This window comes from Prosthecobacter sp., from assembly GCF_044373815.1.
Lineage (GTDB): Bacteria > Verrucomicrobiota > Verrucomicrobiia > Verrucomicrobiales > Verrucomicrobiaceae > Prosthecobacter.
Genome location: NZ_JBIPNG010000005.1, coordinates 14,649 through 36,576, shown reverse-complemented (window position 1 = coordinate 36,576; position 21,928 = coordinate 14,649). Strand labels below are relative to the sequence as shown.

Here is a 21,928-nt window from a genome sequence, read left to right as displayed (position 1 = left end):
CCAAAAATCCCCCATGAAATTCCCCGGCTCTTCTTTCTTAACCGGTCTGCTCACCTGCCTTTTTGGAGCTATGCAGCAGACATCGGCTGAACCGATTCAGGTGAAAGCACAATTTGTGCATGAGGATGGCCGTGCGATTTCTGGCATGAACGTGCGCATGGTCATTGGCAGCGAGAAAGATTCACGCGCTCCGAATGCGGGAAAAATCCTCACCACCGACGGCGAGGGCCGCGTGAGCTACACAGTCGATGCCCCCATCAAGGAGCGGAAGATTCAAACCGGCTCCGCCTTCTTCCGTTCGGCATCGCAATTGATCGAGGTCGGCTTCGAGATGGAACTGCTTGGACGTCGGGCGTTGTATTGGATTGAACTGGATCTCGTTAAAGCCGGTCCATTGATGGGCCAGGCTGCCTACGTAGCAGGCTCCAGCGGTCGCTTTGACCAGATGCTCAAGTTCAATGAAAAAACGCATAGCTGGTCTTTTCCTGACGATCCCAAAGGCATGCAACTGACCGGCACGGGAGCCAATGTTCTACAGCATGACATGAAGAAAAACGCAGCAACAGGCCGCTGGGAAATCGATATGAAGGTGGAAAAGCAGAAGTGGGAGCGGCGCTGAAGCAGTTCAAGCCACGGCTATGCAGGCTCCATCCGTGAATGTCTGAAGCCAGTCGATGCGTCGCTGGAGCCTCGATTGACGTTCCTCGTTTGGATTCGGGTAGAGGATCGGATACCAGGCGGTCATCACCGCCGCGCGGCCGATGAGGCTTTGCTGCAAGGCGCAGGCGTCAATGCTCCCGCCTGCCTCGCCATACGCATCACAAATCGCCTGCACCGTGGCGTGGTCTTCTTCCAAAATCTGCGCATTCCAGATGATGGAGGCCACATCCCATTCGATGGGCCCGGCGAAGGTGTCTTCCCAATCGGTCCATAGCAGTCCGCGCGTGGTGTTCATGAGGTTGCCCATGTGGGCATCTCCATGCAGAGCCTGATGCGGATAGCGGTTGAGTACGTCAATGGAGCGCGTGAGGTGATCCCTCAGCATCTGTTGCGTGGCTGCAGGAAACAGTTCACGGTCCTGCAAAATCGCGAGGCTTTCAGTGAGGATCGCCAGCTTGGGAAGAGGCGCCTCAAAACGGCGCATGATCTCGTGGCATTGGCGCAGCGTACGGCCGATCTCGCGAGGATCAGGCTCGGCATCCACGCGGGTGACGAACTGCCAAAAATTCATCGGATAGCCCAGATGCTCATGGGGGCCCGGCGGAAGATCAGGGTGCAGCGGGATCACCGGTGCACCGTTCCCTGTCAGATGGTGGGCGATCGCGTTCTCCCGCGCAAACCACTCCGTGCCCTGCCGTGGCCCGTCCACATCCTGCACCACGCGTGCTACCAAGGTCTCCGTGAGGCGCAGCACCAGCGTGCTGCCGTTTTGCAGAATGTCGCAGCGGTCCGGCGTGATGCCATGGGCGATGGCTGTTTCCGTGGCGGCGCGAATGGGAAGTTCAGTGTCAGTCATAAGCATGAAAGCTCCAAGATTCAGCCCACCCACTCACACGATTTCACGCACGCGCCTGCGAGCGTCGCTGCCCAGCGCACGCGCCAGCCGGCGATCTCCGTGGCATATTCCCGAGCTTCGTCGTCGTGGTAAGCAGGCTGTGGCTGCAGGGCGAGCGATTGGTCAATGATCACACGCACTTCATCCGGCACGCTACTGTCGCAGTCCCAGCGCACTGGCAGCCGTTGCGGGGCTTCATCCGCGAAACCGCTGTGCGCATCAGGCAGCGAATCGGCAAATCGCACGTAGGGTTTGATGTCGAGAATGGGCGTGCCATCGACGAGATCGACGCCCGAGACAAACAGACGTGGTGCGGCATCTCCTTCAAGTTCCACGCGATCCAGCTTCACCACGCTGAGGGTCAGCCGGTTTGGCCGAAAGGGCGAGCGTGTGGCAAACACCCCGCGCCGCTCATTGCCCCCGAGTCGTGGCGGGCGCACGGTGAGGGATGTCGGCTCTTCGGTGACCAGATGAAACTGCGTGATGAGCCACAGGTGGCTGAACTGCTCAATGCCACGCACCGCCTCCATGCGCCGATACGCCGGCTCAAACTCCACGACACCCCACGCGCTGGGCACCAGCCCGGACTGCCGTGGCACACCGAACTTATCGGTGTAGCACGTGCGCAGCGTGGCGATGATGTTCATCGAGATCATGCCGCAACTAGGGCGGACTATCCGGCACGGCAAGGCAGAAGCTCTTGAAACCTGCCGAAGCCCTCACACATTCTCACGGCCCAAAGCGCCAGCACCGCCTTCTCTCCGTGAAGTCTTGAGGAGCCAGAGCCCGGCTGACGCAAAGACCAGGCCCAGCAGCGGCAGCATTATATTTATCATCTCGCATCCAGGTTCCAGCACACTGGCGGCAGGATCCTTCGCTTTGTAGTGAACCTTCACTTCTGTGCCTGCCGGATAGCGTGCCACCACGGCCTCCGCATCCGATGAGCGACTCGACTGATAACTGCCAAACGACACCCGCTGCGACCCGAACTTTTTTCCACCGACAACAAACTCATACTGCACCACGGGAGTGTAGAGACTTTTGGCGCCTGTTCTGGGTGTGCGTACAAACGAAGCCAGCACCTTTCCTTGAGTGGCAGGCCAGGCCTTGCTCGCGCTGGATTCCCAGACTTCCTTCACTCCCACACAAAACATCACCAGACCGACGATGCTGAAAATGAGGGCGAACTGGCGCGGATTGCCTTTCTTGCTTTTGTTCATGCTGAATAAGAGAAGTGAATGCAGGCTGGACTTATCCCGTCGCCTTCCTGCTGTGACACTTCACAGCCAGGGAATTTTTTCCTGCGGGCCATTCAGTCACCGCAGGCACTTCACCATTCACTCCACACGATCTAAAAATCGCCCCCTACTCCAGCACCTTTACCTCGCTGGGCAGCAGCTTGGCGTCTTTGGAGAGTTCTGGGAAGAGCTGCCAGAGCATCTCCGGCTTTTTGCTCACACTGGCATTGTCCAGAAATGTCCATTTCCCGTCCTCCAGCACACAGATGAAAAAGGCCACACTGCTCACCCGCTTGCCCTGGACGGCGATCACCGACTTGCGCGGCAGAAAGCAGAGCTCTCCATCTTTGATCTTCCAGCATTCGGTGGGTTCTCCGTAGACGTTGGACTCGAACTTGAATTCCTTCATCGACACCATCACCTGCCTTGTGAGCGCCTCGAACTGCTCCTGAGGAATGATTTTCGTGATGACCTTGTTGGTGCCCTGGATGATGACGTCCGCATCACCGTTCTCAAAACCCTTCTGCATCGCCTCCGCGGCGGTCAGAAGATAAGTTCTCTCCGCATCCGTTAATTTGCGCGAACCCTCAGCAGCCTCGGCGTACACCTTGCTGACCAGTCCAACCACCAGCAGCATCCCGAGGATGCGGCTGAACATCGCGAAAAAAGAAACCGGCTTCATCGCCCCATTCCAGCGGTTGGGCGCTGGCACGTCAACTCTGGAATGACTTCTCGTCTGCATGTTCTTTCTTCACTCCTTGCCGAATCTGACGGACGCCTCATCTTCAGCTTTCATGCATCCTTCCCGCCTGCTGCTCTCCATCCTGCTCCTCTCCACCTCGGCGCATGCGGAACGCATGAGCTGGCTGGAGATTGACCGCATCAAACTGGGTGTGGATCTTGACCACGGCGGTGCCATCACCTTTCTAGCGAGCGCAAAGGATGGGGCCAATGTGATCAACAACTTCGACCTCGGGCGGCAGGTGCAGCTTTCATTTTACTCCGGCCCAGTACCCTTTGAAGCGAACGGGCAAAAGCCTGCAGAGCACTGGCGGCACATCGGCTGGAACCCCATTCAAACGGGCGACGATTTCAAAAACGCCAGCCGCATTTTGACGCACGAAAACGACGGCAGGCAGATCCACCTCACCTGCGTGCCGCTGCAATGGCCCCTCAACAACGTGCCGGGAGAATGCACCTTCGACTCCTGGCTGGAACTGGACGGCGCTGTGGTGAAGGCGCGGGCACGGCTCACCAACACGCGCAGCGACACCACGCAGTATCCCGCACGCTTGCAGGAGCTTCCCGCCGTCTATGCCAATGGCGCATTCCATCGCGTGGTCAGCTACATGAATGACAAGCCCTTCACTGCGGATGCCATGTCCGCAGCGCCCGTACCTCAGGGCAAACATCCGTGGTCATTCTGGACCGGCACAGAGGGCTGGGCGGCGCTGCTGGATGAGAAAGATTACGGTCTCGGACTCATCACTCCGGGGCGCGTGCACTTCACCGGCGGCTTTGCCGGCAAGCCCGGCCCTAATGACACCCATGGCAACAGCACCGGCTACCTCGCCGGACAGGCACTGGAAATTCTCGATCACAACATCGCCTATGAATTCCGCTACGAGCTCGTGCTCGGCACCGTGCAGGAGATCCGCGCACGTGCAGCCACGCATCGCCCACAGGGATCACCCTCCTGGAGTTTCACGCAGGATCGCCAGGGCTGGCACTACCAAAACGCCCGCGACACTGGCTGGCCGTTGAAAAATCATCTGCACATACAGCTTGAGCAGGACGATCCTCAGTTCATCAGCCCGCAGACTTTCTGGCAGGCGGCAGATGCACCGTATCTCATCATTGATGCCGCATTTCATACCAAGCAGAAACAGGGCACCGTGATGTGGCAACAGCATGGGACACAGGGCTACTCGTCAGAAAACAAGATCGCCTTTCCCATCATCGCTGACGATGAGTTTCACCGCCATGTCATCCTGCTGTCCTCCATCCCTACCTATCGCGGCGGCATGTTGCGCCTGCGGATCGATCCCGTGAGCGGTGCTGAAGCGGGCGCATGGATGAAGGTGCGCAGCATACGGCTCTCGGCCAGGCCCGAGTGAGTTGCATATGGGTGAAACAGTTCACAAGAGTCGGCTTCTTTCTTCGTTAAGTGGGACACCTCTCCATCACCATGCTCCGCTCCGCCCTCTGCTTCTTGTCAATCGCTATTGTTTTACCCCTCGCTGCCAAAGACCAGTCAGCTCCGGAAGGTTTCACCGCCATCTTCAATGGCAAAGATCTCAGTGGCTGGAGCGGCAGCGACAAATACTGGTCTGTCGAAGACGGCTGCCTCACCGGCGTCGCCGATGGCAAACTGGACTACAACCGCTTCATCACCTGGAAAGACGGCAAGGTGAAAAATTTCGAGCTGCGCGTGAAGGTGAAAGTCACCCCCGGCGGCAACAGCGGCCTGCAGTATCGCGGCCAAGAGCGCCCCGACCTCGGCGAGTGGGTCGTCACAGGATATCAGTGCGATGTTGTCCCGGCGAAGGACGACTACAACGGCATGCTCTACGAAGAGCGTGGCCGCCGCATCCTCGCTCACACCGGAGAGAAGGTCATCATCGATCCCCAAGGCCAGCCCTGGGTCGTCGGCAAGCTGCCCATCCAGAACTTCCCCGCCGACCAGTGGCACGACTACCGCATCCTCGTCGAAGGCAACCACCACCAGCACTGGATCGACGGCGTGCAAACCGTGGATGTCATCGACCTCGACGAAAAAGGCCGCGCGCTCGAAGGCGTCATCGCCGTGCAGGTCCACGTCGGCCCCGCCATGAAGATCCAGTACAAAGACTTCTTCGTGAAGCACCTCCCCGCCGATCTGCCCATTCGGACCGCTGCCGAAGCGATCATCCCCGCAGACGCCGTGAAGGTCGTGCCGCAGGGAGGCAAGCCCAAGAAAGCCACGAAGTAATCAGTCACCCACGCGCACACGCTTCCAGTTCCGGACACATCGGATTGAAGAGCCTCACAGCGCGCCAGTGGAGCACCGCGCCCCTGTGGCGCAAAAAAGGCGAAGGCGCCGGGATTTCTCCCGACGCCTTCATTGTGGATCGGCCCTCATAAGCCGGATTCTGTGTCCCCGATGCCCTTCGACACCTGGCTGTGATCATTTATCTGTCAGGCTGATCGCTCAGCCTGCCCCCGCTTGCGCAGTGGAGCGACTATTACCCGGAGGTATCCATCCCTTGCGGGACTTGCGGCCAGGCGGGCCTTTCTCCTGTTCTGTCTTGCACCGCATGAGGTTTGTCGTGCCCCCTTCCTCGCGGTTGGGGCGGTGGGCTCTTACCCCGCCGTTTCACCCTTACCCCCTTTCGCTCTTGCGAGTTACGGAGGGCGGTTTGTTTTCTGTGATACTGTCTGTGACTGCGGCTTGCACCGCAGCCCCCACGCTTTCACGTGGCATGCTGCCCTATGGTGTCCGGACTTTCCTCTGGCATCTCCGCCTTGCAGCAAAAATACCAGCGATCACTCCGACCGACCCGCCGTGAGAGTAAGGGCTTCAGCGAAAAGGGCAAGCCGGGTCTATGTGGAAAGATGTCGCGAAACTTATTCCCCGGCTCCGGTGTTGAAACGCATGCACCCACCACCGCGCCATGAAACTCCTGCCTTCCTTTCTGCTCGCCCTCACAGTCAGCTTCTCTCTGACCCACGCCGAAGACGCCCCGAAACAACGCCCCGATGCTGCAGGCACCGGAGGCCCGGGCCGGGAGAAGATCAAAGAGATGATGCTGCAAAAGTTTGACGCCAATAAAAACGGCACGCTCGACCCCGACGAGAAAGCGGCAGCCATGAAAGCCATGCAGGAACGCCGTGGCGGCAGCCCCAAAGGCGGAGCACCCGGCTCCACCGGCGAGCCCGCAAAAGGCGGCGGCCCGATGCAGGCGATGCTTCTGCAAAAATTTGATGCCAACAAGAATGGCGTCCTCGATCCCGATGAAAAAGCTGCCGCGATGAAAGCCATGCAGGAGCGCAAGGGCAAGTCCGGCGGGTTCCCCGGTGCTGGTGGCACCAGCACGGAGAGTGGCAGCAAGTTCCGCCGTCCGCCAGAAGCGCCGAAAGAAGGCGACGCCAAATAAACCGGCGACCCTCCTTACTTCACAACGCTGTCTTTGAGCAGCTTCAGCAGCGCATAGTCCGCATACTGGATGTCGCTGATTTTCCATGCGCCGCCCTGCTGCACGCATTGGAAGGTGATGCGCTTCTTCTCTTCAAAGTTCACAAAGGTCACCAGGATGGTGGCCTTGCCCTCTTCCGTCTTCGCCGGGTGGATCAAGAAATTCTTGATCTCCATGTCCTGGGCGTCGTAGAGCGGGTCGCCATCGAGCGCGCCGACTTCACCTTTGGAGTCGATGGTATCCTTCCAGAGAAGATCTCCAAGCTCCTTCGTGAAGTAGTGGTCCACCAGCGCCCGGTTCTTGTCTTGGAAAAACGGTGACGCCTTTTTCTTCTCCGACTTGTAGAGCTCCGCGACCAGCGCGTCTGGCGTGGCCGCCTTGTCAGCAGCGTGAAGAGTCAGACCGCAGGAAACAAACAGCAGGAGCAAAGTCAGGAGGCGCATGCGGCTGTTATCGCCGCAAACGCGCCAAAGTCGAGTTCATCGTGCCTCACTCGTCAGCGTCCTTCTTGCCCTTCTTCTTGGGCGCTTCAGGCAGTGGCACGCCGCGCTGGCGGGCCTCCCATTCCGCGTAGCCTTTCTTGCTGTGATTTCCCACATACTGATAGGTGTCAAAAATCGCTCCATTGCCCAGCACGCGGGGATCTTTTTCCTCTTTGAGCATACCCTCTAGCTTCGCCCGCAGTTCCTGCTTCTTCGCCGCAAATTGCGGATTCTTTGCTAGGTTCTTCAGACACTCAGGATCTTGGGCAATATTATAGAGCTCCTCCTCCGGGCGGTAGTTGAACGCGAGATCATAGAAGAGCCCCTTGTTCTCCACGATCCATGATTTCGTGGGCCCATCGTCGCAGTTGCCGTAGCCAGTTTCGGGATTGCAAGCGGGCCAGCGCTCCGGGTGGTAGTTGTGACTGTAGAAAAACTCCGGCGTGCGGATGGCGCGCACGGGATAACCCCAGTCGTTCGGACGCCCCAGATCGTGGCGCTCCTTGCCAGCCAGCATGACTTTGCGGTCTTCCACAAAGCCGCTCTTCTCACTGCGCAAAATGTTCACCAAACTGCTGCCGCTCATCTGCTCATGCTTCGGCAGTCCGGCGATTTCGAGGTAGGTCGGAGCAAGATCGCGCACGTTGATAAAATCTTCGACCACGCGCCCCTGCTTGATCCCCTTCCCCCAGCGCATGGCAAGCGGCAGGTGATAACCGTCCTCATAAATCTGCCCCTTCACCCGTGGAAACGGCATGCCATGATCCGAAGTCACGATGACCAACGTGTCCTCCAGCAGGCCGGACTTCTCCAGCATGTCGAGCGCCTGCCCGATCTGTTTGTCGCCCCATTCCACCTCGATCGCATAGTCAGCCAGATCACCGCGCACCGTGGCGTTGTCAGGCAGGTAACCAGGCACCTTCACGTCTTCAAGTTTCTTGCCCAAACGAACACCGGAATCGAGTTCGTAGGAGCGGTGCGGCTCCTTGAATCCCATCCAGAAACAGAAAGGCAGCGCCTTGTCGCGCTGCGCCAGAAAGGCCTCAAAATTGCGCGGGTAGTCCGTAGTCGTGATGCCCTTCGCTGGCACTTCCTGCTTGAACTCATCAAACGCCGGCCCGGCAGGATTGCGCGTACGGCCTTCCAGTTTGAACTCGCCCGGCCCCCAGCCCTTGCCAGTGAGGCCCACGGTGTAGCCGCCTTTTTCCAGCAGGTCTGGATACACGGCAAACTTCGGCGGGAAGATGCCGCCATGACAAACCGCCTCCTCAAGCTGCCAGGAGTTGCGCCCCGTGAGGATCGTGGCGCGGCACGGACTGCACTTCGGATTGGAGGTGAAGGCGTTCTTAAACAGCACCCCTTCCTTCGCCACGCGGTCAAAGTTCGGTGTCTTCACCCAGTCACAGCCATAGGCGCCCGCATGCTGCCAGCCCCAGTCATCAAAGATGATGAAGAGGATGTTGGGGCGCGGCGCATCCGCAGCACGAATGCCGGCAGCGAAGACGAGAGCAGCAAGGACGACCAGATGGAATTTCATGCGCCGTGAAACGCATGAGAAATCCTCAACTTGCAGCCGCTTCTTCCACACTCACACAGGTGCAGATGAGATGGCGGTCGCCATACACGTTGTCGATGCGCGAGACCGGCGGCCAGTACTTGGACTCCTGCACCCACGGCAGCGGGAAGGCGGCGGCTTCACGCGTGTAGGCGTGCGGCCAGTCGCTCTTCGTGACGGCGGCGGCGGTGTGCGGGGCCTGCTTGAGTGTGTTGTCCGTCGGATGATACTGGCTGCTTTCGACACCGATCATCTCCGCGTGGATGCACTGCATCGCCTCGCAGAAGCGGTCGATCTCCGCCTGGCTCTCGCTCTCCGTGGGTTCGATCATGAGCGTGCCTGAGACCGGCCAGCTCATCGTCGGCGCATGATAGCCAAAATCCATCAGCCGCTTAGCTACATCTTCCACGGTGACCTTGTGGAAATGGCTGAAGTCGAGGATGCACTCGTGCGCGACAAACCCCTTCGAGCCTTTGTACAGCGTGGGGAAATTAGCCTCCAACTTTCTGGCGACATAGTTGGCGTTGAGGATGGCGTACTTGGTCGCATCGACAAGGCGAGGCCCCATCATGGCGATGTACATCCAGGAGATCGTGCAAATGCTGGCACTGCCCCAGGGAGCGGAGCAAACCGCGCCTTCACGGCGGTCCGTCTGCCACGTGTGGTGCCCCGGCAGATGCGCACGCAGATGCGCGGCCACCGCGATGGGCCCGACGCCCGGCCCGCCACCGCCATGCGGAATGCAGAAAGTCTTGTGCAGATTCAGATGGCACACATCCGCACCGATGCGTCCCGGCGAAGTCAGCCCCACCTGCGCATTCATATTGGCGCCGTCCATGTACACCTGGCCGCCATGGTCATGCACCAGTCGGCAGATTTCGACGATGGACTCTTCAAACACACCATGCGTCGAAGGATACGTGACCATCAGCGCAGCCACCTTCTCTTTGTTCGCCTCCAGTTTCGCCTTCAAATCATCGACCGAAATATTGCCCTGATTGTCACAGGTCACCGGCACCACTTTGAAGCCGCTCATCACCGCGCTGGCCGGGTTTGTGCCATGCGCCGAGGTGGGGATGAGGCAGACATCGCGGTGGTCCTCGCCACGAGCGGCGTGGAAGCGCTTGATCGCAAGCAGGCCTGCGTATTCGCCCTGAGATCCCGCATTCGGCTGCAACGACACCGCATCAAAACCGGTGCATTCGGCCAGCCAGCCTTCGAGATCACTGAACATTGAGCGGTAGCCCTCGGTCTGATCATGCGGCGCGAAGGGGTGCAGGCCGTTCACCTCCGGCCAGCTCAGCGGCATCATCTCAGCCGCTGCGTTCAGCTTCATCGTGCAGGAGCCCAGCGGAATCATGCTGCGGTTCAGCGCGATGTCCTTCGACTCCAGACGGTGCAGGTAGCGCATCATCTCCGTCTCGGAGTGGTAGGAATTAAACACCGGATGCGTCAGAAACGCGGACTTGCGGTGGTGCCGCGCAGAGCAGTGCAGCGGATTTTCATCATCCAGCACCGGCGGCTGCTGCGCCTTGGAAATGCCAAAGGCCGTAAGCAGGTTGAGCAGCTCTTCCTCCCGCACACGTTCATCCAAAGCGACCCCAACCGTGGTGGCGTCGATCTTGCGCAGATTGATGCCGAAGATCAGCGCGCGCTTCAGCAAATCATCGGCGTTCGGCACGCGCACGCTCAGCGTGTCAAAGAAGTCATCGCTCAGCACGTCCAGTCCCGCACGCAGCAGCTCGCCAGCCAGCCAGACCGCCGCACCATGCACACGGTGCGCGATGGTCTTCAGTCCCTGAGGCCCGTGATACACGGCATACATGGAAGCCATCACGGCAAGCAACACCTGCGCGGTGCAGATGTTGCTGGTGGCTTTCTCGCGGCGGATGTGCTGCTCACGTGTTTGCAGAGAAAGGCGATAAGCCGGCCTGCCGGAGGCATCCTTGGAAACACCGATCAAGCGTCCGGGCAGCCGGCGCTTCAGCGCATCACGCACGGCCATGAAAGCGGCATGCGGTCCGCCAAAACCCAGCGGCACACCAAATCGCTGGCTGTTGCCCACGCAGATGTCCGCTCCGAATTCACCCGGTGGCCGCAGCACTGTGAGCGCCAGCAGATCAGCACTGACGACGAGCAAAGCTCCCGCATCATGGGTATCTGTCGCCAACTCGGCAAAATCATGAATGACCCCCTGCGTGTCAGGATATTGCACGAGCACGGCGGCCAGCCCCTTGGTGCCATCGTGCTTCCATTTGAGTACATCCCCCACCTCCACGCGGATGCCCAGCGCGTCCATGCGCGTACACACCACCTCGATGTTATGCGGGTGGCATTGGTCGGAGACAAACACGCGCGATGCGCCAGCCACCTGCGCCACGGCCAGTCCCAATGCCTCAGCACACGCGGTGCCTTCATCGAGCAGCGAGGCGTTCGCAACATCCAGCGCCGTGAGGTCGCGGATCATTGTCTGAAAATTGATCAATGCCTCAAGACGGCCCTGCGCGATCTCCGCCTGATAAGGCGTGTAGGCCGTGTACCAGCCGGGATTTTCGAGGATGTTCCGCTGGATGACCGGCGGCGTGAAGGTGTCATGGAAGCCGAGCCCGATGAACGAGCGCATGACCTTGTTCAAACCCATGATCTGCCGCATGCGGCGCAACGCCTGCTCCTCGCTCAGCGGCGGTGCCAGATTGAGCGGCTCACGCACGCGAATGCCTTCCGGCACCACCTGATCGATGAGTTCATCGAGCGTTTTGAAACCAAGCGTTTGCAGCATGCTCTCCGCCTCGGCGGCGGAGGGACCAATGTGACGGCGGGAAAAGTTTGTGGGCATCGAAATCGGAGCGGTTTGGGGAGGCCGCCACGGTATCTAGCCGAGGGCCGGTGTCACTTGCCAAACAAGGCCCAGAATTTTTTCTCGGAGGCCTTCTGCTTGCCCTTGGCTTCGCGCAAAAACGGTGCCAGCGAGGCCAGATTCAAGATCAAGTGATTGAGGAAATTGAACGGTGCCCGCAGCGGACGCTCGAAATCCACGAACAGCACCACGCGATAGCCGTCGGTGTCGTTCCAGACTTCATGATTGTAAGTGTCATCAAAGATGATCGCGCTGCCCTCCTGCCAGGAATAGACCTGATCAGCGATGCGGATACGGCACTGATGGCGCGGCTCCGGCACCATCAGCCCCAGATGCATGCGCAGCACTCCCGCGAAGGGACCCCGGTGCTCAGGAATGTGCTTGTTTGGCGAAAGGATGGAGAAAAAGCCGGTCGTGCAGCCGGGGATCTTGGCCAGCACCTTCATCGTCTCCGGGCAGTGGCGGGCGTTTTCTTCGCAGTCCATGCCGACCCCTTTGAGAAAGAAGGTCTTCCACTGGTCGTCACCTTGGATCATGCCGACCTCCTTCACGATGTCCTGAAAGCTGGGCATCGCATCGCGGTATTTCATCACAGAGTCGACTTCGGCGCGCACCTTCTTCCAGTCTGCCTCGATGTCCTTGACCCAGGGGAAGTGCCGCGAGTCATAGATCGGCGGATCACCGTGAATGGAACAATGCGCAATGACCGCCTCGACAACGTCCTGCAGACGATTGGTGATGCGCTCCACCCAGCCGCTGGCCGGAAAAGTGCGGTGACGCCGGTGATAGGCGTCAATCGGCTTGAGCTGAAAGCCGGCCGGGACAGTGGCGATGGAAGAGGATACTTCGGAAGGCATGGGTCTAAAGTCCGTGACGAGTAACGAATCTGTCACTTTTTGCAGCCAAAAAAGAACGCGTCAACCGCTCAAAACCACACCGCGTTCAGGCAATGTGCTTGCCGTAGGCGGCGGCGTCCATCAGCGCCTCAAACTCCGCAAGATTGGAGGACTTGATTTTAAAAATCCAGCCACCGGCATAGGGATCACGATTGAGAAGGCCCGGATCGCCGGTCAACGCCTCATTGATGGCCACGATTTCTCCAGACACCGGAGCATAGATATCACTCGCCGCTTTGACGGACTCGATCACGCACACCTGCTGCCCCGCAGTGACCTGGGTGCCCACCTTGGGAGGATCCACAAAGACCACGTCCGTCAGTTCCGCCTGCGCATGATCCGTGATTCCGACCGGAGACGGGCTTTGGGTGGGATCGATCCATTCGTGGGAGTCACGGTAGCGGAGGTTTTCGGGGACGTTGCTCATGGGGATGTCTGTTGGGAATGTTAAAGGGAGGGCTTGCGATAAAACGGCTTCTTCACCACTTCCGCTGGGAAGCGCCGTCCGCGGATTTCGATTTCCAGCGTGCTGCCGATCGTGGCGGCGCTCAGTGGCACATAGGCCATGCCTATGCCGGTTCCGAGGCTGGGAGACTGCGTGCCGCTGCACACCTCGCCGATGATCTCCCCGGCAAATGCCACGGGGTAATGTGGGCGCGGTGGAGGGGCCGCTCCAGTCATGCGGAAGGCGGCCAGCTTGTCGGGCAGTCCGGCGGCTTTTTGCGCCACCAGCGCCTCTCGTCCCGTGAAATCACCTTTGTCGAGATCCACAAAGAAGCCGAGTCCGGCCTGCAGCGGCGTGCGCGTTTCCGAAAGATCATTGCCATTGAGAGGATAGCCCATCTCAAGCCGCAGTGTGTCACGGGCCCCGAGTCCGCAGGGCATGCCACCGGCAGCCTTCACGGCATCCACGATTTTGCGGAACCACATTTCCGCCGTCTCCATGGGCATGAAAAATTCAAAGCCTTCCTCCCCGGTGTAGCCGGTGCCGCACAGCCACATCGGCCCTTCGCTGGTCATGGTGACAAGGATGGTGTTGTGCTCAGGAAAGGAGGCGACACTACCAAAGACCGCAGCCGCCACTTCACGGGCCTTCGGACCTTGGATGGCCAGACCGGCGGTGAAATCACTCGCGTTGGCCATCATCACTTCATCATCCTTGTTGAGCTGGGTCTCCAGATGCGCCCAGTCCGCATCAATACGCGAAGCATTCACCACGAGGTAAAATTCACGCTCGCTGGTGCGGTAGGCGATCAGGTCATCAATCACGCCGCCGAGTCCGTTCAGCAGCAGGGTGTACTGCCCCTGGCCGGGCTGCAGCTTGGTGATGTTGTTGGTAAGCACCCGGTTCAAAAAAGCTTCGGCACCGGGGCCGCTCACAATGAACTGCCCCATGTGCGAAATATCGAACACGCCGACGCTCTGCCGCACGGCTTTGTGTTCATCGACGATGCCCGTATATTGCACCGGCATGTCCCAGCCGGCAAAGGGCACCATGCGGGCACCCATTTCCACATGCACGGCGTGTAGGGGAGTACGGCGAAGAGGAGTGGTATCAGACACAGTGCGGGCATGTTGTGAAGCGCGGAGGCTTTGTCAATTCTCGCGCTATTTTAAGCCAATTTCTGAATGCCAATCTTATTTGCAGGCCATCGCATCCACTCCATACTCCGCGTCCCCCAAACGCCCGCGAAAAAAAGCCCCAACCATGGCAGCCCCTTTCCTCAATCAGGACTTGCACATCCGCTGGTCCACCCTGACCCCCGAACACATCGAAGCCGACATCCGCGCCGCTCTTGAAAAAGCGCAGGCGAATCTGGATGCCGTCATCGATCAAGATCGTGGCAAGCTGATGAACTTTGATTCCGTCGTGCTCGGTCTCGACGAATGCACCCGCGAACTGAACGAAGCCTGGGGCCTGGTCACCCATCTCGATTCCCTGTGCAACTCCCCCGCCCTGCGTGAGGCGCACAACAAGATGCTGTCTGAAGTCAGCTCCTTCTTCGCCAAGATCCCCCTCAACGAGCACCTCTGGGACCTCTTTGTCACCTACAGCAAGACCGACGAGGCCAAGCAGCTCCCGCCCGTGCGCAAACGCGCCCTGCAGGAGGCCATGGAAGGCTTCATCGAGGCCGGTGCCGATCTGCCGCCGGAAAAGAAGAAACGCATGGAGGAGATCGAAGCCGAGCTCTCCAAGCACACACAGAAGTACTCCGAGAACGTACTCGACTCCACGAACAAGTGGGAGCTTCTCATCGAAGATGTCGATCGTCTCAAGGGTCTGCCGCAGACCGCCATCGAAGCCGCCAGGGCGGATGCGCTGGCCAAAAACCTCGGCACGCCGGAGAAGCCCGTCTATCGCTTCACCCTGAAGGCCCCCTCGATGATTCCGGTCATGGAATACCTCGAAGACGAAAGCATCCGCCGTCAGGTCTGGGAAGGTTCCGGCAGCATTGGCCGCGGCGGCGATCACGACAACACCGAGCTCGTCTGGAAAATCCTGCGCCTGCGCCATGAGAAAGCGCAGATCATGGGCAAGGCGAACTTCGCCGATCATGTACTGAACCATCGCATGGCCAAGAACGGCCAGAGCGCCCTCCGTTTCATCACCGACCTCTACGAACGCGTACACGAGGCCTTCCAGCGTGAAACCATCGAGCTGCAGGAATTCCGCGCCGACAACGCCCACCAGAAAGTCGATCTCTTCGAACCCTGGGAAGTCTCCTTCTGGAGCGAACGCCAGCGCAAATCAAAGTACGACTTTGATGAAGAAGAGCTGCGCCCATTCTTCCCCATCGACAAGGTGCTCAACGGCATGTTCCAGCTGGCGGAAAAGGTCTTCGACCTGCGCATCACCAGCCGCGAGGTCGTTTGTGTCGAGCCCGGCAAGGAAGCCCCCGCCAATGTCAGCACCCAGCCCGGCAAGGCAGGCCCTGTGGAGGTCTGGCACCCCGAGGTGAAATTCTACGAAGTCCGCAATGAAAAAGGCGTGCACATCGGCTCCTTCTACGCCGACTGGCATCCGCGTGACTCCAAACGCGGCGGAGCCTGGATGAACTATCTCAGGATGGGTGTGCCACCCAGCGGCGAGCGCGACCGCCGCCTGCACCTCGGCCTCATCTGCGGCAACATGACGCCGCCAGTGGATGGCAAGCCTGCGCTGCTCACGCATGACGAAGTCACCACCGTCTTCCATGAGTTCGGCCATCTGCTGCACCAGCTCTGCGGCAATGTTGAAATCCCCTCGCTCAACGGCGTCAGCGTTTACTGGGACTTCGTGGAGCTGCCCTCGCAGCTCATGGAAAACTTCTGCTGGGAGCGTGAGAGTCTTGACCTCTTCGCCCGCCATCATGAAACCGGCGAAACGATTCCCGCACGCCTATTCAAGAAGCTGCTGGCCGCCAAGAACTACCGCAGCGCCAGCGACATCATGCGCCAGCTCGCCTTCGGCAAGCTGGACCTCGAACTGCACATGCACCACGCCACCGATGAAGACGTGGACCTCGACAAGCTCGCGCGCTCCATTTTGAAAGGCTACATCATGCAGCTCAAAACCGAGCAGCCGACCATGGCCCGTCGTTTCGGCCATCTCTTCAGCAGCCCCGTCGGTTATGCCGCCGGTTACTACAGCTACAAGTGGGCCGAAGTGCTGGATGCCGATGCCTTCACCCGCTTCCAGCAGGAAGGCGTGCTTAATCCCACCGTGGGCCGCGAATTCCGTGACACGATCTTGAGCAAGGGCAACTCCGAAGACCCCGCCAAGCTCTTCCAAAAATTCATGGGCCGCGATCCCGATGCCATGGCGCTGCTCGTCCGCGCCGGTCTGGCGTAAAGTACGTTGGGTGTGTTTGGCGAAAGTGATTCCTCAATCACACGAACGCTGCTTCGCCAAACCACCCGACTTCTGGGGGAGCGTCCGCAAACCGTATAGCCGCGACACCGAGTTTGCGCAAAAATGACAAAGGTTTGCGCAAATAGCCCGCTTTCAGCAGATCTGCTGCACTCGCCTTGCAGGGCTCATGCAGGCCATAACCCCTCCGGGCAGGGCTTTCCAGCCAGCCAGAGCAAGGGATGAGCGCACCGGCAGCGCACACTGTCGCAGCTCCCCCGGCCATCCCGGGCGCGCTCGTTCCATAGATTGCAGCCCCGGCAGGCGTCCAGACGGGCGCGGAAGATCTCTTCGCTTACCACCGCCCCCTCAGCATTCAGAGCAGCCGTTTCAGGGCCATAGCCGCCTTCCAGCACGGCAATGGAGGGCTCTTGAACGGTGGCGGCCTTCCTGCGCTGCAAATGCGCCAAACGCGCTGCAAATGCAGGGCAAAGCAGCGCGGCGGCAGGGTCCAGCTCAGTGCGGTTTGGCTCGCAGATCAAGGCAATGCCGTCCCACGTCACTGTGGCAGCGGGAGCGATGAAGGCTCCCGGCTCCGGTTTCCAGACGCGCAGCCACAGCCGCACCAGCTCGATGTCGGAGATCGCCGTCATCCTACGATCTCCACATCAAAGGTGATGTCACAGGCGGGCGCGGTGGTCGCGCCGGTGCCGTCAAACGACAACACCAGCTCCATGCCGCAGATCACCTGGAAGGTCACATCGTCATCACCGGCAAGGCCCGCGCTATCACAGGCCACGCCGCCCGTCTCGCCAAACAGGCTGATAGCATCCTGAATGGACACGCCAGCGCCGTCGCGCAGCAGCAGTTGAGAGAAGGCAATAGGCCGTCCAATTGTCGCGCCGCTGGTGCCCGCCGCTGTCAGATGCACCCGCCCGCAGCCGTTGAATTTGAGGCTGCATGAAGCGTAGGCGTCGATCTCCGAGCCCGGATCTCCACCAGGGCAGTAGCGGCCCGGTGGGAAATGAACTTCCCAGGTGCCGTGCGAGGCTGAGGCCGCTGTCCAGGTGGATGTGGCCCCGCCACCCTGCACGATGTTCGGGGTCAACGTCGTCAGATCGATGCACTTCCCCAGCCTCATGCAGGAGTCACCGCCCCCCTCAGCACCTTCGTCGTGGTCGTGATCGGCTCCTCAGCATCATCCACATCACAACCATCAGTGTCTTGGAAACTGATCGCCTGCTCTGGCACCGGTGTGATGTCCACCGTGCCGCCGCTGCCGTTGTCCAGCTGCACCGAGCCAACGAACATCATCGCCTCGTTGCCGGAGTAAATATTCCTGAAGCCACCTTCAGCGCTCACCGACGAATAATTGCTGCCGCCATCATTCACACGCACTTCATTAGGCTTGATGGTCACATCATCCCCGGTGCCATTCTGCACGGTGGTTTGGCCCGCTTCGATGACTGTCATATCGCCGCCATCACTGATCACGATCTGCTCATCCGTCACTGAGTTCGTTTTCCCGCTGCCATTGTTATGAAGCAGCTGCAGCAGGTTGTAGGTTGAGGTTGCCGTGCCATCGCTGATCACCATCCCAGTCCCCGGCTTGATCTGCAAAGTAAGCCCGCTGTCAGTCATCACCAGCCCGTCAGTAGCCGAAAGCGTGATGCTAAATCCATCCTCTCCCGTGATGGTGAGGATGCCCGCCTTGAGCTGCGCCGTCTTCGTCTCCGTGAGCAGCTTGAGGCCATCGGCCACACTCAGCTCCGCCGTGTCAGTCTCGCCGCTCTTCAGGCTCTGCTTGTCAGGCGTGCTCGTGTTGCTCTTTTCGGAGGAAGTATTCTGCACCGTCTGCTTCCCGGGCGTCGTCACCACTTCGTCACCGCTGCCCGTGTCCTTGTTGCTGATCGTGGGTCCGGCCTCGGCCGTCATGTCAGTCAGGTGCACCGCCGTGGATGTCGTGATCTTGATCTTCTGCTCGCCATAGCTCACGCTGGATTTGATCGCGCCCGGCCCCACCAAGTCATCGAGTTCATCAGGGTCGGGATCACTGGACGGCACCTCCCCCATCGCTTGCTGGTCCAGATCTGTGGCCACCACTGTGCGCAGTCGGCTCATGGGCAGCAGGCTGGCATATTCTTCGATGCCCAGATGTTCCGCCGCACCCGTCTGGATGGTCGTGGTGCCCGTGTCGATGTCTCGCGTCAATGAATGCACCTGCGTGTTCATGTCGACCCACTCAATCAGGCCACCTGTCACATTGATCACATCGCCTAGTGTTACGGGTTCATCACATTCACTCTTCACCAGTTTAAAGGTGCCATCATACTGCGGCACACTCCAGGAGGCTAGCAGCTGCGCCGCCAGTCCCGGGGTTATATAACTGCCCGTCATGATCTGCGGGATGACACCATTGATGCTGGTCGAAGCTTCGGAGATCACCTGCTCATACTCACCGCTCAGCTTGGTCACAGGCACCAGCAGCTTCACCGTGCGCCGCTCTTGGATTTCTGTGTTGGTGATCGGCGCTGCATCAGAGTTCTCCGCCTTGTTGGTTCGCACCGTGAGGTAGCCTGTCACCAGTGCCACTCGTGTATTGGCGCTGAGACGTGTTTTCGGCATGCCACCTTCCAGCCACTGCCGGTCACATCCACCCAGGTCATCTTTCCCGGCGTTCTCTGGCGCGTTCGGCGCAAACTCCATCTGCGAGCCATCCCCCACCACGATGTCCGCAGCGGTCAGAGCCCCCGTGTCCCCGTATTTAAACCACCAGTCACGGGTCATCTCGATGGCTTCACTCACCACCGTGTACTTGCGCGTCACAGCAGGTGTCACTGTCGGATTCGTCGCCGCAGCACCACGCGCATTGCCGCCGCAGTCGATCACCGCCTTGAGCAGCCGCGTGCCTGTTGTTTCCCCGGCTTGATCCGCGATGCGGAAGGACAGGCCCGCAGAATTCAGCCCCGCATAAGTGATCGCGATGCCGCGCACCACTAGGTCATCACGCTTCATGAAGTCGCGCTCCACGATGACACCATTGTCAGCAAACGAATACGTGCGCGCCGTAGCCTCGCCGCGCTGCACAAAAGACAGCGTCGGAGGTGTCGTCGAGTAGTCCCATTGCTGGATCGCATCAGGTACCCACCCCAGCGCCTGGCGCAGCACGCTTTCAAACGTCGCATTGTTCATCCGCTGCGGGATGGGGTTCGCGGTAAAGCCACTGCCCAGCATCTCGCCCATCTGCATCACACCACCGCCAAAGTAGGCATTGCACGCCTCAATGATGACTGGAATCTCCGCAGAGATCGGACGCTTCAACCAGGCCTCCCCAGGGCTGATGCTCGCAAACAAAGCCACCATGGCCGAATCCTGCGCGCCGCCGCCCCCGGGCACCCACCACGGCTGCTCATACGTCCCCTGGCTCAGGTACCACCACGGATCTGCAAAGCGCAGCACGATGTTCTGGCTGAAGCCGTTGTCAGCTCGCTTGGGGCTCAGCGCCACGCCTTTAAATTTCACCACGCCATCAAGCTTCAGCGTGATCACGTCCTCATACTCCCATGGCAGCTCCGCCAGCATGTTGCCCGGGATCTGCGCGCTAAACATCCCCGCTGTCAGCGACTGCTCAGAGATCACACAATGAGTCATGCCCCACCCTCTTAGGGTGCGGGTTTCATCTTCAAAGGTGAGCGTCCATTCAGCCATTATGGTATCAATTCAGGAGACTTTAATTTTGCTCGCAAATCGCATAGACGGTCAGCGTGCCGCCATCAGTCACCGTGCCAATAAGCCGAGCAACCAGCGACCCATTCAAAAGACCGTTGATCCAGCGAACTTGATAAGCCCCCATCGGCATATTGCCTGTGGCACCAAGAATCTCACCAGCTGCAACGACGGTGCTAAACTCGGCGCACAGCGGGTAGTATGAGCCGCCCTCTTTTAGACACACGTCAACGGTCATCCCGGAGAATGCGCCATCGCCCAATGCAAACACTCGCACTGGAAGGATTGTCTTGCCTGACACAGCCGGGATGATTTCGATCTCTGTCACCGCCCCGTATCCCTCGGCACCATCTGTGCCCGCTACGTATCCGCTGGTGGCTATGTTGCTCATCGTCGTCGTGGCGTTCACGTAGAGCGCGCTGCCGGTGCCGAAAGTGTCAAATGTCACATTGAATTCGCTCCTCGCGATATTCGTCAGGTAGGCACTAAAAAATGATGTGAGCTGACTCTCGATTGCTAGAGCGTAGTCAAGGCTTCCAGAAAACGACGTGATGTCGATGAAGACGGAACCATCCATGGGATCGGTGGTGTCAAACGTCATGATCAGGACGGTGCCGTTCACATCCACTGTGATCGTGCCGCTGCCGATGCTTGAGACCGTATTGATGGAGTAGCCGGTCACAGCCGTGGGAGATCCATGCGGGGTCGTGTTCCCTTTCAATTGCCCGCTGCCGCGCACCAGCGCGCTGCCGCCTCCACCACCGCCAGCAGGCTCAGCCCATGAGCCATCGGCGCGCAGAAAGTTAGTCGTGCCACCGCCGAGCTTGGGCAGCAGGCCATGCGCGGAGGTGGTGGCGTTGAGCGTGGTGACATCAGTGGGCGCGGCCAGCTCATCGAGCTTGATCGCATCCGCGCCGCCAGATTTGTGAGCGGCAGCGTGCGCCGATGGCGCAAACGTGCTCGGCTTGTTCGCAATGACGCTCCATTCAGGCGTGACATCCGCCGTCTCGATATAGCTGGCTTCAGTTGTCTTGCTGCCGCTGCCTTTGTAGATCCAGCGCCGTCCATCGGTCGTCGTCACAATGGCACCGCTTGTGACGGTCGCCTGCTGCGGGCTGGTGAGATCAGCAATCGCACCGCTGCTCACCACCTGCACGCCGCTGTAAAGCAGAGGGATGCGTGCCACGTCGATGGTGCCCGTTGTCAGCGCCGCTGCGTTGAGGTTGGTCAATGCGCTGCCATTGAGCGCAGGCAGCGTGCTGGGGAAGCGCGCATCGGGGAGCGTGCCGCTGGTAAGATCCGCCGCGCTGTGATTGTGCGCCACGGCAGCGTACACCAGATCCGCCTTGGCCTTGATGGCCAGCCAGAGATTGGCCCATGTGATTTTCTTCGTCGCATTGCTCGCCGCGCTGTCGGAGAGCGGCAGCTCATCCGCGTCCACCAGCGTCGTCTTGGCAGTCGCCGCATGCGTCTGAGTTCCCAGCAATGAGCCGATCAATGAATTGAAAGCGGCGGCAGTCAGCTGCCGCACACCGCCTGCGATGTTCACAAACCAGTTCGTGGGTGTGGTGGTGGTCGTGGCCTGGTCTTGCAGTTTCTTGCTCATAAAAAAAGG

The 21,928-nt window shown here is 59.6% G+C and carries 19 protein-coding genes and 1 other RNA gene; 5 read left to right on the top strand and 15 right to left on the bottom strand.

Annotation, left to right across the window (positions count from 1 at the left end; translation table 11 throughout):
* Positions 1 to 100 precede the first annotated feature (100 nt).
* Entirely contained in the window at positions 101 to 619 is a 519-nt protein-coding gene (locus tag ACIREA_RS00965) for a hypothetical protein (RefSeq protein ID WP_397379643.1), read from the top strand.
* Positions 620 to 625: 6 nt separating this feature from the next.
* Here ACIREA_RS00965 and ACIREA_RS00960 read toward each other — a convergent pair whose 3' ends face one another.
* From ACIREA_RS00960 to ACIREA_RS00945, 4 genes are all read right to left on the bottom strand, one after another.
* Entirely contained in the window at positions 626 to 1,516 is an 891-nt protein-coding gene (locus ACIREA_RS00960; RefSeq protein WP_397379641.1) for a phosphotransferase, read from the bottom strand.
* A 20-nt stretch (positions 1,517 to 1,536) separates the two neighbouring features.
* Positions 1,537 to 2,211, bottom strand: coding sequence for a tRNA (N6-threonylcarbamoyladenosine(37)-N6)-methyltransferase TrmO (gene tsaA / locus ACIREA_RS00955; protein WP_397379639.1), 675 nt, complete (start codon positions 2,209 to 2,211; stop codon positions 1,537 to 1,539).
* 63 nt (positions 2,212 to 2,274) lie between these two features.
* Positions 2,275 to 2,775, bottom strand: a complete 501-nt coding sequence (locus tag ACIREA_RS00950) for a DUF3592 domain-containing protein (protein ID WP_397379637.1) — start codon at positions 2,773 to 2,775, stop codon at positions 2,275 to 2,277.
* A gap of 145 nt (positions 2,776 to 2,920) precedes the next feature.
* Positions 2,921 to 3,505, bottom strand: coding sequence for a hypothetical protein (locus ACIREA_RS00945; RefSeq protein ID WP_397379635.1), 585 nt, complete (start codon positions 3,503 to 3,505; stop codon positions 2,921 to 2,923).
* A gap of 82 nt (positions 3,506 to 3,587) precedes the next feature.
* Here ACIREA_RS00945 and ACIREA_RS00940 point away from each other — a divergent pair, with 82 nt between their 5' ends.
* Positions 3,588 to 4,910 (top strand): hypothetical protein, encoded by a 1,323-nt coding sequence (locus tag ACIREA_RS00940; protein ID WP_397379633.1) that lies wholly within the window; start codon positions 3,588 to 3,590, stop codon positions 4,908 to 4,910.
* A 71-nt stretch (positions 4,911 to 4,981) separates the two neighbouring features.
* Positions 4,982 to 5,764, top strand: coding sequence for a DUF1080 domain-containing protein (locus tag ACIREA_RS00935; RefSeq protein WP_397379631.1), 783 nt, complete (start codon positions 4,982 to 4,984; stop codon positions 5,762 to 5,764).
* Between the two features lie 132 nt (positions 5,765 to 5,896).
* Here ACIREA_RS00935 and rnpB read toward each other — a convergent pair.
* An RNA gene (gene rnpB, locus ACIREA_RS00930) (RNase P RNA component class A) lies at positions 5,897 to 6,334 on the bottom strand.
* 112 nt (positions 6,335 to 6,446) lie between these two features.
* Here rnpB and ACIREA_RS00925 point away from each other — a divergent pair.
* Positions 6,447 to 6,929 carry a hypothetical protein gene (locus ACIREA_RS00925; RefSeq protein WP_397379629.1) on the top strand — a complete coding sequence of 161 codons (483 nt, stop codon included), beginning with the start codon at positions 6,447 to 6,449 and terminating at the stop codon, positions 6,927 to 6,929.
* 14 nt (positions 6,930 to 6,943) lie between these two features.
* Here ACIREA_RS00925 and ACIREA_RS00920 read toward each other — a convergent pair whose 3' ends face one another.
* From ACIREA_RS00920 to gcvT, 6 genes are all read right to left on the bottom strand, one after another.
* The gene (locus tag ACIREA_RS00920) at positions 6,944 to 7,411 is read right to left on the bottom strand and encodes a DUF3828 domain-containing protein (RefSeq protein WP_397379628.1); all 468 of its coding nucleotides are present in this window, start codon (positions 7,409 to 7,411) and stop codon (positions 6,944 to 6,946) included.
* A 46-nt stretch (positions 7,412 to 7,457) separates the two neighbouring features.
* On the bottom strand, positions 7,458 to 8,987 hold the full coding sequence (locus tag ACIREA_RS00915) for a sulfatase (RefSeq protein WP_397379626.1): 1,530 nt from the start codon (positions 8,985 to 8,987) through the stop codon (positions 7,458 to 7,460).
* A gap of 25 nt (positions 8,988 to 9,012) precedes the next feature.
* Positions 9,013 to 11,841 carry an aminomethyl-transferring glycine dehydrogenase gene (gene gcvP, locus ACIREA_RS00910; RefSeq protein WP_397379624.1) on the bottom strand — a complete coding sequence of 943 codons (2,829 nt, stop codon included), beginning with the start codon at positions 11,839 to 11,841 and terminating at the stop codon, positions 9,013 to 9,015.
* A gap of 53 nt (positions 11,842 to 11,894) precedes the next feature.
* Positions 11,895 to 12,719 (bottom strand): aspartyl/asparaginyl beta-hydroxylase domain-containing protein, encoded by an 825-nt coding sequence (locus ACIREA_RS00905; RefSeq protein ID WP_397379622.1) that lies wholly within the window; start codon positions 12,717 to 12,719, stop codon positions 11,895 to 11,897.
* 85 nt (positions 12,720 to 12,804) lie between these two features.
* Positions 12,805 to 13,185: a glycine cleavage system protein GcvH gene (gene gcvH, locus ACIREA_RS00900; protein WP_397379620.1), complete on the bottom strand. Its 381-nt coding sequence runs from the start codon at positions 13,183 to 13,185 to the stop codon at positions 12,805 to 12,807.
* Positions 13,186 to 13,205: 20 nt separating this feature from the next.
* On the bottom strand, positions 13,206 to 14,321 hold the full coding sequence (gene gcvT, locus ACIREA_RS00895) for a glycine cleavage system aminomethyltransferase GcvT (protein ID WP_397379618.1): 1,116 nt from the start codon (positions 14,319 to 14,321) through the stop codon (positions 13,206 to 13,208).
* Positions 14,322 to 14,466: 145 nt separating this feature from the next.
* Here gcvT and ACIREA_RS00890 point away from each other — a divergent pair, with 145 nt between their 5' ends.
* On the top strand, positions 14,467 to 16,590 hold the full coding sequence (locus tag ACIREA_RS00890; RefSeq protein WP_397379616.1) for a M3 family metallopeptidase: 2,124 nt from the start codon (positions 14,467 to 14,469) through the stop codon (positions 16,588 to 16,590).
* A 185-nt stretch (positions 16,591 to 16,775) separates the two neighbouring features.
* On the opposite strand, the gene ACIREA_RS00885 is transcribed toward ACIREA_RS00890, so the two are convergent.
* The 4 genes from ACIREA_RS00885 to ACIREA_RS00870 form a co-directional block, all read right to left on the bottom strand.
* Positions 16,776 to 17,240 carry a hypothetical protein gene (locus tag ACIREA_RS00885; protein WP_397379614.1) on the bottom strand — a complete coding sequence of 155 codons (465 nt, stop codon included), beginning with the start codon at positions 17,238 to 17,240 and terminating at the stop codon, positions 16,776 to 16,778.
* The gene (locus tag ACIREA_RS00880; RefSeq protein WP_397379612.1) at positions 17,237 to 17,695 is read right to left on the bottom strand and encodes a hypothetical protein; all 459 of its coding nucleotides are present in this window, start codon (positions 17,693 to 17,695) and stop codon (positions 17,237 to 17,239) included. The genes ACIREA_RS00885 and ACIREA_RS00880 overlap by 4 nt, the downstream gene beginning before the upstream one ends.
* Positions 17,696 to 17,724: 29 nt before the next feature.
* A complete protein-coding gene (locus ACIREA_RS00875) occupies positions 17,725 to 20,238 on the bottom strand; it encodes a hypothetical protein (RefSeq protein WP_397379610.1) in 2,514 nt (837 codons plus the stop codon).
* A gap of 79 nt (positions 20,239 to 20,317) precedes the next feature.
* Positions 20,318 to 21,919 (bottom strand): hypothetical protein, encoded by a 1,602-nt coding sequence (locus tag ACIREA_RS00870; protein ID WP_397379608.1) that lies wholly within the window; start codon positions 21,917 to 21,919, stop codon positions 20,318 to 20,320.
* Positions 21,920 to 21,928: the final 9 nt, after the last annotated feature.